This window comes from Enterocloster aldenensis (genome assembly GCF_003434055.1).
GTDB lineage: Bacteria > Bacillota > Clostridia > Lachnospirales > Lachnospiraceae > Enterocloster > Enterocloster aldenensis.
In genome coordinates, this window is sequence record NZ_QVEX01000005.1 from 137355 (window position 1) to 154240 (window position 16886).

A 16886-nucleotide genomic window follows, 5' to 3' on the forward strand; every position below is an offset into this window, starting at 1 on the left:
ACATGAAAAAAAAGGTATTGGGGATTTTAGTCACATCGGCAATTGTAGGCACCATGTTAATGGGATGCGGTTCCGGCAGCAAAGGAACCACCACGGCAGCTCCCGCTGCCGCGGTTGAAGACAGCGCAAAAGCCCAGGATCCCAAACCCGGGGAAAGCGCCCAGGAAACCCCTGCAGCTGAAACCGAGGCAGTCACCAGCGAAGGCTTTAACCCGGACAAGGAAGCCGGGGTCAGCATTGAGGACGTACGTGAACAGTTCGGCAGCGAGGTTCCCTATGGCAGCCAGGAAATTGTTGCAGGCGCGGTTGCAAAACAGTTCCAGAACGAATACTGGCGTACATTAAAGGAAGGTTATGAAGAAGGCGCAAGGCTGGCTTCCGAAGCCGGGATTAACATTAAGATGGATGTCCAGGCAGCGCTGGATGAAAACGACGAACAGGGCCAGCTGGCAATCCTCAACAACATGATTAATAAGAAATACTCCGTCTTACTTTTGTCCCCCATTTCTGACGGCAACCTGGTTCCCGGCGTGGAGAGCGCGGTTGAGAAGAATATTCCCGTACTGAACGTAAACGACGGCCTGATTGCCAATGCGCCTAACTTTGTAGGACCAAAGGCAGACCAGAACGGCGAACTGGCCGCAGAGTGGATTTCAAAGCAGCTGGACGGCAAGGGGCAGGTGGCGATTGTAATCGGGATGCCAAAGGCATTTGCGGCAAGGCAGAGGACCGAAGGCTTTGAAAACTGGATGGCTGCCAACTCACCAGATATTGAGATTGTTGCCAAACAGAATGCGGACTGGGATAGGAACAAAGCAAAAGAGCTGACAGAAACATGGATTAAGAATTATCCTGACTTAAAAGCCATCTTCTGTAACAACGACGGCATGGCGCTGGGCGTTGTGGAGGCTGTAAAGGAATCAGGAAAGGACATCCTGATTGTAGGCGTGGATGGAATCGGGGAGGCATATGACTCCATCCGCAAGGGCGAATTAAGCGCCACCATTGATTCCTTCCCATTCTATAAGGCACAGATAGCCCTGGAATGTGCGCTGCGTGAACTGGCGGGCCAGGAACTTCCAAGAGTCATCTGGACACCGCAGGCATTGATTGATTCCACCAACGTGGACATGGATGCAAAGGAAATCATCAACTGGGTTCCAACCGAATATAAGGCACAGTAATATAAGGGATTCAAACATGGGGCCGATGCAAAATGCTTACTATGGTTTTGCAAAGGCCCCATGGCCGAAGGAGGAATGCAAATGGAAAATTCCATAGAATTCAAACAGATAGGCAAACAATTTTCCGGTGTCCGGGTGTTAAAAGATATCAGCTTCTGTGTTGCAAAAGGTGAGGTACATGCGCTTTTAGGGGAAAACGGAGCCGGCAAATCCACGCTGCTGAATATCCTTCACGGCGTCTATCAGGAATATGAAGGTGAAATATGGCTGGGAGGGAACCAGATATCCTTTAAGAACCCCAACGAGGCCATCCGGAAAGGCCATATCGTAAAAGTCCACCAGGAAGTGAACGTGGTGCGCGACCTGACAGTGGGGCAGAATATCACCCTGGGTTATGAACCCCGCCGTGGCATCATGGTTGACTACCGCACCCTTAACCAGTCCGTGAATCAGATCCTTGACCGGCTGAAATGCAGCTTCCGGGCCGAGGACATGGCCAGCCGCCTGACTGCGGGGGAAATGCAGATGCTGGCAATCGCCAAGGCGCTCTTCCACAACGCCCAGGTCATCTCCCTGGACGAGCCAACGGCTTCCCTGACAACAGGCGAGACCGCATCCCTGTTTAAAATCATCCGGGAGCTTAAGGAATCCGGGATAACGATCATCTATGTAAGCCACAGGCTGGAAGAAATATTCCAGATATGTGACCGGGCCACCATTCTTAGGGACGGCGCCTATATCACCACGCTGGAGGTTGGGAAAATCACCCGGGAGACCCTTATCAGGCACATGGTGGGCCGCGATGTAAATGCAGTGGCATCCAGGATGAGGGAAAGCTGTGTACAGGATGAGGTGGTGCTGAGGGTAGAGGGCCTGGGCCGTAAAGGAGTATTTGAAGATATCAGCTTTGAACTGAAAAAGGGTGAGATATTAGGTTTTGCCGGTCTGGTGGGCGCGGGCAGGACCGAGGTCATGAGGGCTATCTTTGGAGCGGATGCCAAACATACCGGCACGATCTGCCTAAAGGGCAAAGAGGTGAACATACGCAACACCCAGGACGCCCTGCGCTTAGGAATCGGGCTTCTGCCCGAGGAGCGCAAAACCCAGGGCTTCGTGAACATGATGACCAACATCGACAACACTGCCCTGTCGTCCATTGAAAAATATCTTACCAACCGGTTTGTGGATGACAGAAAAAAACGGAAGAATTATCTAAAGTACGAAAATGAGCTGAACATCAACCCCAAGAAGCCGGATTACCTGACCCAGAACATGTCCGGCGGGAACCAGCAGAAAATCATACTGGCACGATGGATGTCCACCAACGTGGATATCCTTATATTCGACGAGCCCACCAAAGGCGTGGATGTGGCTGCAAAGGCGGAAATATACAGGCTGATGGAAGACATTGTCCACAGCGGAAAATCCATCATCGTTGTCTCATCCGAACTTCCTGAGGTCATGGGAATCAGCGACCGCATGGTCATTATGTGTGAAGGCAAAAAGACAGGTGAACTGCAGAAAGAAGAATTTGCAGAACAGGTAATCTTAAATTATGCGATGGGAGGAAAAGACAATGGGGAAAGGAAATAATAACCGGCAAAAGACACGGCCGCACATGGATTTTGGCGGCGCTGTCCGCGAAATAGGGGTTTTCGTTGCATTGATCATCATGGTTATCATATTTGCATTGATTGATTCCTCCTATGTGACGGTTGGGAACTTTGTGGACATAGTCAAGCAGGCAACCATCAACGGCATCCTGGCCATCGGCATTACATTTGCAATCATTTCCGGCGGCATCGACCTGTCCCTGGGCAGCACCTTTGCAATTGTCATTGTTGCGGTTGGACAGCTTACGGTTATGGGAATCCCTCCGCTGGCCGCCATTGCCGCAGGCGCCGTTCTCGGTACTTTTATGGGCTCCATCAACGGCCTGCTGGTAACCAAGATGAGACTGCAGCCATTTATAGCAACACTGGGCACCATGAGCGTATTCCGCGGCATTGCCTATGTGGTCACAGGCGGGTGGCCGGTCCTTAACATACCGGATGCCTACAGGAAGTCCCTTGGCGCAAAGGTAATCGGCGATGTCCCCATCTCCATATTCGTACTGTTTGCAATTGCCGTAATCGCCCACATCCTCTTAAAGAAAACAAGGTTTGGAAACTATTTATTTGCAGTGGGCGGCAATGAAGAAGCCGCAAAACTATCCGGCGTCAATGTGGACCGGACAAAAATCCTGGCCTATTCCATGTGCGGGTTCTGTGTTGCATTTGCAGGAATGATCATGCTGGCAAACCTTGGGACCGGGGAGCCGGCAACCGGGCAGGGTTATGAACTGGACGCCATTGCCGCTTCCGCCATTGGCGGTACCAGGATGGCCGGAGGCAAAGGCAGTATCCTTGGGACCTTTCTGGGGGCGCTGCTGCTTGCCGCGCTGAAAATCGGACTGATCATCACTGGCGTAAGTACGTTCTGGCAGTATATCGTAACAGGTATCATCATAGTCATTGCCGCTTATTTTGAGGAAATCCAAAGCAAGCTGTCCTCAAAATTTTCCAAGGCACAAGCATGATAATGGAGACAGGACAAATGGATGGGAAGGTTGTTGTTATAGGAAGCCTGAATTATGACATAATCCTGAAAACAGACAGGATGCCGCTTAAGGGTGAGACCCACAACGCTGAAAGCTCACAATGCTGCTGCGGTGGAAAAGGCGGAAACCAGGCAGTACAATGTGCCAAATTAGGCATCCCCACTTATATGGCCGGACATGTGGGAAATGACTGCTACGGGGATATATTGATAAAGGGTCTTAAGGCATACGGCGTGGATACCGCCTATGTCAGACGCACATCTGCTGCCAGCGGCATGGGAATCGTACATACCCTGCGGGACGGAAGCGTCTTTGCCACCATAACCAAGGGCGCGAACCATACACTTAAGCACAAGGACGTGGATGAAATAGCCCATCTTCTGGATGAACATACGGTTCTGATCCTGCAGATGGAAATCCCGGTACAGGTCCTTGAATATGCAATCCAGACAGCTGCCGGCGCAGGGTGCACCATATTGTTCAACATGGCTCCTGCCATGGAGTTTGACGAGACATACATGAAAATGTGCCACTATCTTATCATGAATGAGGTGGAAGCACAGTTTTATACGGGAAAAGACTTAACCTCTGTCCCTGCGGCCAGGTCCGGACTGACTGAATTTGCAGGAAAAATGGGGAATACATGTATTTTCACCCTGGGGAAACAGGGAGCCATGGCATGCCGGGACCGTGGATTCCATTATAAGGAATCCTATTGTGTCAAAGCAGTGGAAACCACAGGAGCCGGCGACTCCTTTGTGGGCGGGCTTGCATACGGGGTGCTGAATCATATGGACTTAAGCAGTATGCTGGACTTCGCCACCTGCTGCAGCGCACTGACGGTCCAGGGCACAGGCGCCCAGGACTCCATGCCTGATATTCAGGCGGTCCTGGATTTTTACAGGAACTACTCAAAATGAAACAATCGTAAAATTGACAATCTTGGCATTTCATGTATACTTTATAGTGAAGATTTACGTGAATGATACAGGGGAGGGGTCTGATGATTCCATACGAAAGACGACAGATATTGCTAAATGAATTAGAAAAACAGGATATGGTAACCCTTAGTGATTTTGCCAGGGCATTACATGGCGTATCTGAGTCTACAATAAGAAGGGATTTGAAAATTCTGGAGGGCGAAGGTCAGATTGTCCTTCTGAGGGGCGGCGCGGCCAAAATCAAAACCGGCTCCTACGACACCCCGATTCATTCCAGAGGCTTATATAAAATCAAAGAAAAAGAAGCAATTGCAAGGACAGCGGCCAAACTTGTACATGACGGCGAAGTCATATACATTGATTCCGGGACCACCTGCCTGAAAATGATCTCTTACCTTAAGAATAAAAGAATCACCGTTGTTACGACCAATGCCATGGTTGTCCCCAGCATCTTGGAAACAGATATTCATGTAATCATGATTGGCGGGGATGTATTAAAATCCACAGCATCCATTGTGGGCAGCATAACGGATAACAGTTTAAAGGACATGTTTTTTGACAAGGCGTTTATCGGCGCAACCGGATATGACCTGCAGTCCGGCATCAACACCCCTGACAGCAGGGAAGCCAATAAAAAAAGGATCATCAAGGAAAACTCCTCCGAAGTATATGTACTGGCCGACAGCTCCAAATCAGGTAAACGCACCATGTGCAAGGCCATGGAACTGTCTGAGTGCACAATCATAACCGAACAGGAGACCGAACTGTTAAAAGAACATGCCAATTACATCCTTGCCAAGGATTAGGAGCGGTTATGGTAAACAAAAAGATACTCGGTATGGACATCGGCGGCACCAACCTGCGCATGGGCCTGGTGGATGAAACCCTGTCCGTGTCCGGCCTGGAGGTAATCCCTGCCAGACAGGTATACCGGTCAGATAATACGCCTGAAGCCCTAAGCGCAGTGATAGAGGGCTACATAAACCGGCATCCGGACAGCGGACGCCCCCTTATGATAGCGGCCGGTTTCCCGTCCGTTGTTGATAAAAGCAGAAGGCGCCTGTATTCATCTACCAATTTCCCCGGCCTTGACGGCGTGGACATGGTCGGCTTCCTGGAGAAAAACCTGGGCATACCAACCATCATTGACCACGATGCCTACTACCTCCTGGCATATGACATCCACCAGTTCCGGCTTCCTCTAAGCGGGGCCGTAACCGGTTTTTATTTCGGCACAGGAATGGGCAATGCAATCTATATAAACGGAATGCCTTTTACAGGCAAAAATGGGGCTGCCGCGGAAGTGGGCCACATAAAGACAGGTTTAAGCAGCCGCCCCTGCAGCTGCGGCAATCAGGGGTGCATCGAGATGTATTGCTGCGGCAAGGCCCTTGAACAGCTGCAAAAAACATGCTTTGCAGATACGGATATCTCCGATCTGTTTACCAGGTGGGGGGATACCCGGGAATTGGACGAATTTGTCCATTATATGTCCGTGCCGGTGGTTGCGGAAGTGAATATCCTGGACCCGGAAGCGGTTGTCATTGGAGGCGGGATTGTCCAGATGAAGGATTTCCCCAAGAAAAAACTGGTACAATATATACTGGAAAATGCGCGCAGACCCTACCCGGCAGATAATCTGCAGATTTTCTTTTCAGCGCCTTCGCCGGAAAACGGGATTATCGGGGCCGGGATTGTGGGATTTGGCAGATTACAATCTTAATGAAACATAGGGATTCCGGATTAAAAAAACACCCCTGGCCCTTCCCACACATCATGTGTAAGAAGGGCCAGGGGTGTTTTTATCCATTACATGATCCTGACATTCTTAAGCGTCCCTGTCTTGGAAAACTGCGTCCACTCACATACATTCACCGCATGGTCGCCAATCCTCTCCAGGTATTTTGCAACCATTAAAAGGTCAATTCCCTGGTCTGCCTGGCCCGGTGCTGATTTAAGCAGCTCGATGACATCTGTCTTTACCTGATTGAACAGCATATCCACCTCATCGTCCCGGTCAATGATTTCCAGCGCGGACTCCAGGTCCTGGGCGATAAATGCCTCTATTGCATCATGGACCATTTTCTGGGCCGAGGCCGCCATCACCGGCAGGTGTTTTACAATATGGTATGCGTGTTCACTTTTTATACGCAGGATAAGCTCGGCGATATCCGATGCGTGGTCACCGATGCGTTCCAGGTCCGTCACCACTTTGAGGGCGGTGGATACCTGACGCAGGTCGCTGGCAACCGGCTGCTGCCTGAGAATCAGGGACAGGCATCTGGACTCAATGGCCCGCTCCATGTCATTAACCGTTCGGTCGCCCTTGATTACATCCTCCGCCATCATATAATCATGGTCCTCAAATGCCGTAAATGTCTGTTCAATGGCGCTTTCCACCATGTGGGCCATTTCCTTTAAATCCTGCTTAAGCTCTCCCAGCTCATGTTCATAAGTTACCCTTACACTCATCTGTGATTCCTTTCTTTCTATGCACACCCACAATCCTGCATTGCATGAATCCCTGCAATGGCAGTCCTGCGCAATCATCCAAAACGTCCCGTGATATAGTCCTCTGTCCTCTTATCCTTTGGCATGGTAAACAGTTCATCTGTTGCAGCGTATTCCACCACTTCCCCCACCAGGAAGAAAGCAGTGTAATCCGCAATCCTGGCGGCCTGCTGCATGTTGTGGGTGACAATGGCAACCGTGTACCTGCTTTTAAGGTCATCCATCAGGTCCTCTATCTTCAGGGTGGATATGGGATCCAGGGCCGAGGTCGGTTCATCCATCAAAAGTACCTCCGGTTCCACTGCCAGCGCCCTTGCAATGCACAGACGCTGCTGCTGCCCCCCGGACAGGCCCAGGGCCGACTTCTTCAGACGGTCCGACACCTCATCCCACAGCGCCGCGCCTTTCAGGCTCTGTTCCACAATGGCATCCAGCTGCGCCTTGTTTTTTATGCCGTGGATCCGCGGGCCGTATGCCACATTGTCGTATATGCTCATGGGAAATGGATTGGGCTGCTGGAATACCATGCCGATTTTCTTCCTGAGCAATGTGGTGTCCACCTGGGAATCGTAGATATCCTCGTCATCCAGGCGCACGCTTCCCTCTATCTTCACCCCCGGCACCAAATCGTTCATGCGGTTCAGGGTCTTTAAGTAGGTTGATTTGCCGCACCCGGAGGGACCTATAAAGGCGGTTATCTTATTTTCATACAAATCCAGGCTGACATCCTTTAGGGCATGGTTCTCACCATAATACAGGTTCAGGTTCTGGGTGGATATCTTGGTCTTTGTTTCCATCATCTATCTCCTTTGCTCCTCTGCGCGGCCGCCCGCCGCATCCTTTTGTCAGATACGGTTTTCCGCGTTAAACTTATGGGACAGGTATTTGGCCAGACCGTTGATTCCCAGCACGATTACAAGCAGGACCACGGCCACGCCGAAGGCTTCATTATATTTTGCTTTCTGCATGAACAGGTACAGCTGGATGGTCAGGGTCCCTCCTGATTCCAGTATCTTCCCAAGCAGGCTCTTTGGCAGGTAATAACCGCTTCCCGCGGTAAACAAAAGGGCTGCGGATTCCCCCACGATGCGGCCGATTGCCAGGATGACCCCGGTGAGGATCCCAGGCATGGCGCTTGGCAGGAGTATGGTGCGTATCATGTACCATTTGGTGGCGCCAATCCCAAGGGCGCCGTGGCGGTAGCTGTCCGGCACGGTCTTAAGCGCCTCCTGGGTGGTCCTGGTAATCAGCGGAAGGATCATCAGGGTAAGGGTAAGGGCGCCGGTCAGGATGGAATATCCCAGGCCTAAGGTATTTCCAAAAAACACCATTCCAAAAAGGCCGAAGATAATGGATGGGATACCTGACAATGTCTCTGTTGTGAATTCAATCAGGCGCACCGCTTTCCCGGGCCTGGCGTACTCGTTTAAGTATACGGCCGAACCGATTCCAAGGGGTGTTGCAATCAGCAGGGTTATGGTCACGATATAAAGGGTATTGATGATATTGCCCAGGATACCGAAGGTTCCTTTGGTGGCGCTGGACGCAGTGCTCAGGAATGACCAGGTCACATGGGGTATCCCGCGCACAAATACATATCCCATGATTCCCGCCAGCAGCAGGATGGAAAAGGCTGCGCACCCGTAGATGACTCCGGTGAGGATCACATCCGAGCTTCTCACGCGCCTGCCGTATATGCTTTCGTGGGACGCGGATCTGCGGCCGGTCCGGACCGCCATATCAGACCCTGCTTTTCCAGCCATGTTCCCAGTTATGTCACCTGTCATTTTTCCTGTCTCCTTTCTTTAAAATCCTGGTAAGGCTTATATTAATGAACATGATAAAACCGAACAGGACCAGGCCGATGGTAAACAGCACCTGCCTGTGAAGTCCGGCCGCGTACCCCATCTCCGACACAATGGCGGTTGTAAGGAAACGCACGGAGTTAAATGGCAGAGGAAGGTTTACCGAACTTCCCGACACCAGGCTGATGGCCATGGCCTCGCCGATGGCCCTTCCGGTTCCCAGCACCACTGCCGTGATGATACCGGATTTTGCCGCGGGCACAATGACCTGGAATATGGTCTGTATCCTTGTTGCCCCAAGGGCCAGGGACGCGCTCTTAAGATGGCCCGGCACGGCCCGCAGGGAGGATTCGCTTATATTGATTACGGTAGGAAGAATCATCAGAGCCAGCACCAGCACCGCGGATATCAGGTTGGCGCCCCCGGTAAACTGGTGGCTTTCGGAACCTTTGAAGATAATCAGTTCCAGTTTATACATAAGGGGGTTCAGTATCAGTATGCCCAGCAGTCCGTAGATGACAGACGGGATGCCTGCCAGCAGTTCCACTGCGGGCCGTACAATATCCGCCACCCTCTTTGGCGCCACCTCCGCCAGGAAAATGGCTGTCATGACCCCGATGGGAACGCCGATTAAAATAGCCAGGAAGGTTCCTGCAATGGAGGTCAGTATGACATATAGGATGCCGAAGCTGGGGGAAGCCGCTGCCGGCTGCCATATTGTCCCGAACAGGATTTCCAGTATACCCACCTTAAACAGCGCAGGCGTACCGCTGATAACCATATATAATGTTATGGAAGCAACAGCCAGCACAGCGAAAAAGCCGCAGGCGGTGAATATCGCCTGCGCTGCTTTTTCGACGGCAGACTTGCTGCTATGATGGGAACGTATGGAAAATGTGTCCGCTCTCATGCAGGTAAGTCTCCTTTCAATTCCAGATGATCCATCATCCTTATTTGTCATCATTCTTATTTATCAACTGCTATCAGTCCCACAGCCTTTAAGATTTCTGTTCCTTCGTCTGAGTAAATATAGTCAAACAGGGCCTTTACAAGGTCGTTCTGCTCACTGATTTCACCCTTGGTCGCCATCACGAACGGACGGCTTAAGAAATAGCTGCCTGCCTTGATGTTTTCTTCTGTAGGCTCAGCGCCTTCCAGCTTAAGGGCTTTTACGGAATCATCCAGCACGTCCAGGGATACGTATCCAATGGCGCCTGGTGTGGAAGCAACCTTTGCCATGACAGCGCCTGTGCTGTCCAGTTCATTGCTGTATTTGCAGATGTCCTCCAGCTTTAACAGCTCTTCAAATGCGCTTCTTGTACCGGAGCCGGACTCACGTCCCACCACCACGATTGGCGCGTCATTGCCGCCCACATCCTTCCAGTTTGTCACTTTTCCTTCATATATATCAGATAACTGCTGTTTGGTCAGGTCCCCTACCGTATTAGCCGGGTCAACCACAACCGCGATTCCGTCGATTGCAACGATGTTCTCAGCAGCTCCCTTGGCTTTTTCCTCGTCCTTTAAGTTTCTGGAGGAATTACCGATATCCGCCGTGCCGCCCAAAACCGCCTCAACACCTGCGCCGGAACCTACAAACTCCGCCGTGACCGTTACATCCGGATACTTTTCCATAAAGGATTCGCTCAGTGCATTGGCGAATTTCTCCATGGAGGTGGAACCTACCATGCTGATGGATCCGCTTAAGTCTGCTGCTGCCCCGGAGCCGTCTTCTGCGGATGTGCCTGCCGCTTCACTGGTACCGGCCGGCGCCCCGGTTGTTGCTGCCGCCCCTTCAGCAGTGGTGGAAGCCGCCGTGGCTGGCTCTCCCGCAGAACTTTTGCATCCTGCCAGCATCCCCATCACAAGCATTGCGCAACCCATAAGTGCCATTATCTTTTTGCTGTTCATCTTCATAATACTCTGCCTCCGATTTTTCTGCGAATTTCAAATACGCTGTCATCTTCGTATTTTCTTTTTTGTATTTCCGTTTACATTTTGGAGTATACAAAAGTTTTACATTTGCTGAAAGCAAGGTATGGTATAGATTCTGTAAAATCTATGTAAATCCGCAGCGCCCATGGGCATTTGGCTAAAATGCACAATTTTTTATATTTTCCTTATACATATTAGACATTTACATCCCCATAAGATTATGATAAATTTATATCAGTAAATAGATATGAGGTAATACCTTTTATCTCTAAAAGAGAAATATGGAGGATACTATGGACAAATCAATCGATATCAGGAACTTAAAGCGCTGCGCCGAGATTTCCAGGCAGTCACGCGCAGGAGGCAACACTCCCTTCGGCGCACTTCTTGCCGACAAGGAAGGCAATATCCTGCTGGAACAGCCGAATGTGGAGATAACTGAGAATAAATGCACGGGACACGCAGAAACACAGGTTGCAGAAAAGGCATCCCGGCAATATTCCAAGGATTTCTTAAAAGACTGCACCCTTTACACCACGGCAGAGCCTTGCGCCATGTGCGCCGGAGCCATTTATTGGGCCGGCATCGGCCGGGTAGTGTACGGCATGTCTGAGAAGGACCTGCTGGCGCACACAGGAGCCGACCCCCAGAATCCAACCTTTGACCTGCCCTGCCGTGAGGTATTTGCAAGGGGTCAGAAGAAGATTGAAGTGGTGGGGCCGTTCCCGGAACTGGTGGAGGAGATTGCCGGCGTACATGAAGGATATTGGAACAATTAAGGGTAGGACCGCAGATTAAATAATGGATTGGGAATGGAGGACATGATATGGAACAGCAGAACCAGAATCAGAATCAGGCCGCGGACACGGAATTTTCCCGCTGCGCCGTACCTTTAAATCAGAGAAAGACTTATTTCAGCCTTACCATTGTATGGACCGGATTTGTATTCGTAATAACCAGTATGATGGCAGGCGGCGGGCTGGCGGCCGGCATGGATTTCAAACATATCATACTGGCCACACTGGGCGGCAACATTTTCCTCAGCATCATTGCGGTGTTAATCAGTATCATTGCCTGTAAGACAGGACTTACCTTTGCACTGCTGACCAGGTACAGCTTTGGCTCCACCGGTTCCAAGGCAGCTTCCATCTTTGTGCCGGTTGTCAACCTGGGCTGGTACACCATCCAGGCTGCCACCTATGGTCACTTTGTGGCCCAGGTGTTCCACATGGGACAGGTGGGAGAAGGTATCTGCATGGCTGTCAGCGCCATTGTCATGGGAATCTTTGCCATGTGCGGAATCGGCGCCATTACCATCCTTGGTTACATTGCAATCCCGGCCATTGTATTCCTGTCCATTGCAACTGCCATCCGCTCCCTGGGCGTCATCGGCGGCATGGAGGCCCTGTTTGCCTACGTTCCATCCTCTGACATGCCTCTGTTTACAGGCATCACGGCTGTCATCGGTACATGGGTCCTGTCAACCGCCACCTGTATTGCAGATATCATGCGTTATGCCAAGGACACAAAGGCAGCTGTCTCCGCCACCCTTACCGGGCTTCTGGGCGGCAACATCCTGATGATTGTCTGCGGCGCAATCGCAGCCATCGCCATGCAGAACAGCGACCTGACGGTCATCCTTCTGGGATTCGGCCTGGTCATCCCAAGCCTTATCCTGATGACAACCAATATATTCACCACCAATGCGGCAAACCTGTACTCCACCTCCCTGAACCTTTCCAATGCATTCAAGATGGAGCGCAAGAAAATGCTGGCAATCCTGCTGGTACTGTCCGCACTGGCAACCCTGACCAAGCCATATGAAATCGGCTTCCTGTTCACTTTCCTTAACATACTGGGAACCGTTGTCCCTCCCTTATCAGGAATCATACTTTCCGATTACTTCCTGGTACATAAAGGCCACTATGCTGCCTACGATAAAGCCAGCTTCTGCAAATGGAATCCGGTTCCATGGATTACCTGGGCCATCTCCATTGCACTGGTGTACATGATTCCCTTTGGACTTCCATCCTTAAACGGAATCATACTTGGGGCAGTCCTCTATACCGCGCTCATGGCCATAAGCAAACAGCGCGTAACCACCAACCTGGCAGAAGAAGCATAGAAAGGGGTATATCAGATGGACAGATATAAATTAAGCGCGCTGATCGGCACCGTGATTATGGGAATTGGTTCCTTTATGGGGTGCCTGGCTGAGAATCCGGTCTATATCAACACAGGAAATGCGCTTTTGGTTGTAAGTATCCTGATTATGATATATGGATATTCCAGGTGGCAGCCATAGGTATGGACTGAATAGGGACAGAGAGGCGGCGCCATGGGAAATCCGGCTGCCTTAACAGAAGATTACTGATGAGAAGGGGCTGCCGCAAAATGGATTCTCGTGCAAGATGGTACTGGTTTGTAAATCATAAACCATATCTTGCTGAGATTATACATTTTGCGGCAACCCCTTTGTTTTTTATCCTGTGGTTCTGTCAGGACCGGAACAGCGCTGGGGCGTGGTGGAACTCAATTTCCGAACCCATCCCAACCAATCATTCATCCGGAAATAACTCCTTCATCCTGTTTTCTACCTTTTCATCCAGTCCCCTCAAAACATCCTGTTTATCCGCCTCTGCCCTCTTAAGGTATCCCTCCGCCGTTTCTTCTGAGACGCCCTTGACGCCGGTAAGCCTGCCTTCGGAGTCCCTTATGGCTGATAAGCCGACTGTTCCGGCTTCGTCATACCAGAGTGATTCAAAAGAACCGTCAGGGAGTTCATCTGCAAAAAGCTTTACACGCTGGTTCTTATAATATAATATCTGATTATCTGCCGAAACAGTAATACCATAAGAGGGATATGAACCAAATTTGGTTTGGCCTGCCATAACCTGCGCCGCCTCTTCCGAATGGTCCTGGGGGCTGCGGTCCTGGGTGCAAGCGCCGACATGGTAACAGAGCATGCCGCCAGCGTAATCAGGAAACCCTGCATATTATCCCCTCCGTTCCTTGGCCCATTTTAACAGCTCATCAATGTCCTTGTCAGTAAGGGCCTCACCATCATACAAGGTGTTAATCAGGTTAAAAAGAGAACTGTTGTGATACTGCTTCATAAAGTTTCCGGTTTCAAACTTCAGGTAATCTTCCTTACTTACAGGCGGGAAATAGGTGCGCTCTTTTCCATGTTTTTCAGAACGCAGGAAACCACGCTCAACAAGCCGGAGCATGAGGGTAACAACGGTCTGTATCTTCCACTCTTTTTCTTTTCCCAGCTGATCCTTAACAAATGTGGTGGTCACGGGCGGCTCATTGTCCCATACCACTTTCATGATGTCAAACTCTGCGTCCGGCAGTTTTTTTATTTTTTCCATAAAATCGGGTCCTTTAAGACAATTGTCTTTCTTGTATGCTACATCTGTCTTAAATAAATGTCAAGCGTATTGGTGGAATAGTTTCCGCAGTCACTTATTTCCTGTCAGAAACCCAGGCAATTTAGTAACAATTAATTCAAATCATTAATATATTCCTGTTAACATTCCTATAAAATAGATTGAAAATGTTAAAATCAAACAAGAAACCATGGTCATAATCACACCGGCCCTGGCCATATCCCCTATACTGAAATAACCTGATGAATACGATATGACGCTGGTCGGAGTTGAGGTCACCAGAATAAAAGCAAGGGATAAAGTAAGACAGGCAGGAATCACAATTCCCAAAACCGGAAGTTTATAAGTAGAAGCCAGAACAATCATGATTGGGATAATGATGGATGCCGTAACCGTATTGCTGGATAATCCAACCTTTAGGATACTGATAATAAAGATTATCATGAATATCCTCGCAAGTACAGGCATATGGACAATTCCCTTTAACAAAAGAAGGGCCAGCCACTCAGCAGCTCCCGTATTATATACAGCCAGTCCCAGGGAGATTCCGCAGGCAATCAAAAGGATTCCATCCCAGGAAATCTCCTTTTGTATTTCCTTCCACGAAATAGAAATTATACCCGGAAGATGAAACAGACAAAGGCAAAGAACCGCTGGAGCCGAGGTGCCTATTTTAATCCCCAGGATTCCACCCAGCCACCCGGAAGCAAGCCAAAGAAATGCTGTTATTAAAAAAATGATGATTGTATGCCGTTCATCCCTGCTAATTGGCGGCAGTTTCCTAAAATCATTCTCCATATCCTCCTTAGACTTATTTAAATACTTTTTTTCAGGCCTGAAAAATAAAAGCAATACAATCCAAGAAGGAATTATGAGAAGGACAACGGATGGAATCCCATAAATCATCCACTGTGTAAAAGAAATATCTATGCCAGCTATGTCACTGATGAATCCTATGGCCAGGGGATTAGGGCCGGCTCCTGCCGGCGTGCCGATACCGCCAATAAGAGGTCCCCATGCACACGCAATCATAAGAGCCTTGCCAAAATTACTCTTCATCGGTTCCATTTTTTCTTCCTGAAGAATGGTAACTGCCAATGGCATTAAAATAGCTGCCGCCGCCATGGCTGTCATCCACATGGAGAGTAATGGTCCCACAATCAGAAATCCCAGCAGGATTCTGGAAGTACTGTTTCCTGTTTTTGACAAAATGTAAACCGAAATCCTTTTTCCTATCCCTGTCCTTGTCACCACGGAAGATAGTGTCAATACTCCAATAAAAAACACAATTGTATCGTTTCCAAACCCCTGCCTTATTAGATTGGCAAATGTATCAACCCTGGCAAAGCACATAAAGAGAATCCCAATAAATCCTGTTACATGGAAAGGAACCGGTTCTCTTACCCATAAAACCAGGCAAAATGCAAGAATCCCCAATGACCTTCTCCCGGCCATATCCAGAGCCGCCCCGTCTATTTTTAAAACACTATCGCTCAAAGGTATATATAATATAAAAAGATATACTGCAATTGCCGCCAGAAATGATATATATCTGCTTCTGAGAGTTCTTACCTCAATTCTTTTACACTTCACCCATCTTCCCTCCTCACCTGGTATCGTATCCTATAAAATTTGCTTAGCAGATTTACATGTTGAAATCCATATCTGCTAAGCAACTCAGTTTACTTTAATTTAATTGACAGATAATCCTTACATACCTGTTTAATAGCTATCTCTGTGGGTATGCGTTCTATAGATGATGCGCCTACAAAGCCCACGGCAGCTGAATGGTCCATCACATACGCAGCATCTTCCGGGCTTGTAATGGAACCTCCATGGCACATAGTGATGATACGCGGATTGATATCCTTTGCTGCACGCAGAATCCGGTCAGATTTTTCTGCAGCCACATCCAAAGGACTCTGTTCTGTGGTACCAACATCGCCGCCTTTTGTAAGACCCATATGTGATACAATAATATCAATTCCTGCATCCGCAATCATCTTTGCTTCTTCAACATTGTAGCAATATGACATTGTAATCATTCCCATATCGCGGGCCATCTGCAATGTAGATAATTCTTTTTTAAATCCCAGTCCCACCTGCTCCAGCTCCGCCCTGAGCTGACCGCCAATCTTCCCAACTGTGGGAAATCCCTGGACACCAGAAAAGCCCAACTCCCGCAGTTTATGCAAAAAACGTCTCATATCCCTGGTGGGGTCAACCCCAAATATCCCTGCTATGACCGGGGTGTTCTTCACCTGAGGAAGGATATCCTTCTCCCCCATTTCCAAAACAACCCCATTGGCGTCTGTTACAGGAAGGTTTCCTGCTATTGCGGCAATTCCATTCATCCTTAACCGGCCTGAATTGTATATGCCTATCAAATCCACACCGCTGCTGTCACAGATTCTGGCTATCAGCCCGGTTCCAACCCCGCAGAACAACAGGGACTGCTTTTTAGAAATTTTTTCATAGTACCTGCCAAGCACTTCATCCCTTGTATAAATCTCAGCCAT

18 protein-coding genes are annotated in these 16886 nt (G+C 49.5%); 9 read left to right on the forward strand and 9 right to left on the reverse strand.

Annotation, left to right across the window (positions count from 1 at the left end):
• Positions 1 to 2 precede the first annotated feature (2 nt).
• The 6 genes from DWX59_RS12425 (at position 3) to alsK (ending at position 6447) form a co-directional block, all read left to right on the forward strand.
• Positions 3 to 1184, forward strand: a complete 1182-nt coding sequence (locus DWX59_RS12425; protein WP_117559542.1) for a sugar ABC transporter substrate-binding protein — start codon at positions 3 to 5, stop codon at positions 1182 to 1184.
• A gap of 81 nt (positions 1185 to 1265) precedes the next feature.
• Positions 1266 to 2777, forward strand: a complete 1512-nt coding sequence (locus DWX59_RS12430; RefSeq protein ID WP_117559544.1) for a sugar ABC transporter ATP-binding protein — start codon at positions 1266 to 1268, stop codon at positions 2775 to 2777.
• Complete coding sequence (locus tag DWX59_RS12435; RefSeq protein WP_117559546.1) at positions 2761 to 3762, forward strand: ABC transporter permease; 1002 nt, start codon at positions 2761 to 2763, stop codon at positions 3760 to 3762. Before DWX59_RS12430 ends, DWX59_RS12435 begins: the two co-directional genes overlap by 17 nt.
• Positions 3763 to 3779: 17 nt before the next feature.
• A complete protein-coding gene (locus tag DWX59_RS12440) occupies positions 3780 to 4703 on the forward strand; it encodes a ribokinase (RefSeq protein ID WP_117559548.1) in 924 nt (307 codons plus the stop codon).
• Between the two features lie 83 nt (positions 4704 to 4786).
• Positions 4787 to 5530, forward strand: coding sequence for a DeoR/GlpR family DNA-binding transcription regulator (locus DWX59_RS12445; RefSeq protein ID WP_117559550.1), 744 nt, complete (start codon positions 4787 to 4789; stop codon positions 5528 to 5530).
• 8 nt (positions 5531 to 5538) lie between these two features.
• Positions 5539 to 6447, forward strand: coding sequence for an allose kinase (gene alsK / locus DWX59_RS12450; RefSeq protein WP_117559551.1), 909 nt, complete (start codon positions 5539 to 5541; stop codon positions 6445 to 6447).
• 86 nt (positions 6448 to 6533) lie between these two features.
• Here alsK and phoU read toward each other — a convergent pair whose 3' ends face one another.
• The 5 genes from phoU to DWX59_RS12475 all read right to left on the reverse strand — a co-directional run bounded on the left by phoU (position 6534) and on the right by DWX59_RS12475 (position 10957).
• Positions 6534 to 7196: a phosphate signaling complex protein PhoU gene (gene phoU, locus DWX59_RS12455; protein WP_117559736.1), complete on the reverse strand. Its 663-nt coding sequence runs from the start codon at positions 7194 to 7196 to the stop codon at positions 6534 to 6536.
• A 74-nt stretch (positions 7197 to 7270) separates the two neighbouring features.
• Positions 7271 to 8032 (reverse strand): phosphate ABC transporter ATP-binding protein PstB, encoded by a 762-nt coding sequence (pstB, locus tag DWX59_RS12460; RefSeq protein WP_117559554.1) that lies wholly within the window; start codon positions 8030 to 8032, stop codon positions 7271 to 7273.
• A gap of 48 nt (positions 8033 to 8080) precedes the next feature.
• The gene (gene pstA, locus DWX59_RS12465; RefSeq protein ID WP_334304805.1) at positions 8081 to 8974 is read right to left on the reverse strand and encodes a phosphate ABC transporter permease PstA; all 894 of its coding nucleotides are present in this window, start codon (positions 8972 to 8974) and stop codon (positions 8081 to 8083) included.
• A 37-nt stretch (positions 8975 to 9011) separates the two neighbouring features.
• The gene (pstC, locus tag DWX59_RS12470) at positions 9012 to 9950 is read right to left on the reverse strand and encodes a phosphate ABC transporter permease subunit PstC (protein WP_117559556.1); all 939 of its coding nucleotides are present in this window, start codon (positions 9948 to 9950) and stop codon (positions 9012 to 9014) included.
• Positions 9951 to 10006: 56 nt separating this feature from the next.
• On the reverse strand, positions 10007 to 10957 hold the full coding sequence (locus DWX59_RS12475; protein ID WP_117559557.1) for a phosphate ABC transporter substrate-binding protein: 951 nt from the start codon (positions 10955 to 10957) through the stop codon (positions 10007 to 10009).
• A 311-nt stretch (positions 10958 to 11268) separates the two neighbouring features.
• Here DWX59_RS12475 and DWX59_RS12480 point away from each other — a divergent pair, with 311 nt between their 5' ends.
• Genes DWX59_RS12480 through DWX59_RS28710 form a run of 3 tightly spaced genes read left to right on the forward strand, consistent with a single transcriptional unit; the run spans position 11269 to position 13280 of the window.
• The gene (locus DWX59_RS12480) at positions 11269 to 11754 is read left to right on the forward strand and encodes a nucleoside deaminase (RefSeq protein ID WP_117559558.1); all 486 of its coding nucleotides are present in this window, start codon (positions 11269 to 11271) and stop codon (positions 11752 to 11754) included.
• A 47-nt stretch (positions 11755 to 11801) separates the two neighbouring features.
• Positions 11802 to 13100: a cytosine permease gene (locus tag DWX59_RS12485; protein ID WP_117559559.1), complete on the forward strand. Its 1299-nt coding sequence runs from the start codon at positions 11802 to 11804 to the stop codon at positions 13098 to 13100.
• A 15-nt stretch (positions 13101 to 13115) separates the two neighbouring features.
• Positions 13116 to 13280, forward strand: coding sequence for a hypothetical protein (locus DWX59_RS28710; protein WP_165642744.1), 165 nt, complete (start codon positions 13116 to 13118; stop codon positions 13278 to 13280).
• A gap of 253 nt (positions 13281 to 13533) precedes the next feature.
• Here DWX59_RS28710 and DWX59_RS12490 read toward each other — a convergent pair whose 3' ends face one another.
• The 4 genes from DWX59_RS12490 to DWX59_RS12505 all read right to left on the reverse strand — a co-directional run bounded on the left by DWX59_RS12490 (position 13534) and on the right by DWX59_RS12505 (position 16886).
• Complete coding sequence (locus DWX59_RS12490) at positions 13534 to 13866, reverse strand: hypothetical protein (RefSeq protein ID WP_207660427.1); 333 nt, start codon at positions 13864 to 13866, stop codon at positions 13534 to 13536.
• Positions 13867 to 13971: 105 nt separating this feature from the next.
• Entirely contained in the window at positions 13972 to 14349 is a 378-nt protein-coding gene (locus DWX59_RS12495; RefSeq protein WP_117559560.1) for a BlaI/MecI/CopY family transcriptional regulator, read from the reverse strand.
• Positions 14350 to 14493: 144 nt separating this feature from the next.
• Positions 14494 to 15960, reverse strand: a complete 1467-nt coding sequence (locus DWX59_RS12500) for an SLC13 family permease (RefSeq protein WP_166460209.1) — start codon at positions 15958 to 15960, stop codon at positions 14494 to 14496.
• Positions 15961 to 16049: 89 nt separating this feature from the next.
• Entirely contained in the window at positions 16050 to 16886 is an 837-nt protein-coding gene (locus DWX59_RS12505; protein ID WP_117559562.1) for a phosphoenolpyruvate hydrolase family protein, read from the reverse strand.

Coding starts and splice junctions, on each gene's coding strand:
- DWX59_RS12445 (WP_117559550.1), top strand. CDS start 4,787: ATGATTCCATACGAAAGACGACAGATATTGCTAAATGAATTAGAAAAA.
- alsK (WP_117559551.1), top strand. CDS start 5,539: ATGGTAAACAAAAAGATACTCGGTATGGACATCGGCGGCACCAACCTG.
- DWX59_RS12490 (WP_207660427.1), bottom strand. CDS start 13,866: ATGGCAGGCCAAACCAAATTTGGTTCATATCCCTCTTATGGTATTACT.
- DWX59_RS28710 (WP_165642744.1), top strand. CDS start 13,116: ATGGACAGATATAAATTAAGCGCGCTGATCGGCACCGTGATTATGGGA.
- pstB (WP_117559554.1), bottom strand. CDS start 8,032: ATGGAAACAAAGACCAAGATATCCACCCAGAACCTGAACCTGTATTAT.
- phoU (WP_117559736.1), bottom strand. CDS start 7,196: ATGAGTGTAAGGGTAACTTATGAACATGAGCTGGGAGAGCTTAAGCAG.
- DWX59_RS12435 (WP_117559546.1), top strand. CDS start 2,761: ATGGGGAAAGGAAATAATAACCGGCAAAAGACACGGCCGCACATGGAT.
- DWX59_RS12440 (WP_117559548.1), top strand. CDS start 3,780: ATGGATGGGAAGGTTGTTGTTATAGGAAGCCTGAATTATGACATAATC.
- DWX59_RS12485 (WP_117559559.1), top strand. CDS start 11,802: ATGGAACAGCAGAACCAGAATCAGAATCAGGCCGCGGACACGGAATTT.
- DWX59_RS12495 (WP_117559560.1), bottom strand. CDS start 14,349: ATGGAAAAAATAAAAAAACTGCCGGACGCAGAGTTTGACATCATGAAA.
- pstA (WP_334304805.1), bottom strand. CDS start 8,974: ATGGCGGTCCGGACCGGCCGCAGATCCGCGTCCCACGAAAGCATATAC.
- DWX59_RS12425 (WP_117559542.1), top strand. CDS start 3: ATGAAAAAAAAGGTATTGGGGATTTTAGTCACATCGGCAATTGTAGGC.
- DWX59_RS12480 (WP_117559558.1), top strand. CDS start 11,269: ATGGACAAATCAATCGATATCAGGAACTTAAAGCGCTGCGCCGAGATT.
- DWX59_RS12505 (WP_117559562.1), bottom strand. CDS start 16,886: ATGGCTGAGATTTATACAAGGGATGAAGTGCTTGGCAGGTACTATGAA.
- pstC (WP_117559556.1), bottom strand. CDS start 9,950: ATGAGAGCGGACACATTTTCCATACGTTCCCATCATAGCAGCAAGTCT.
- DWX59_RS12475 (WP_117559557.1), bottom strand. CDS start 10,957: ATGAAGATGAACAGCAAAAAGATAATGGCACTTATGGGTTGCGCAATG.
- DWX59_RS12430 (WP_117559544.1), top strand. CDS start 1,266: ATGGAAAATTCCATAGAATTCAAACAGATAGGCAAACAATTTTCCGGT.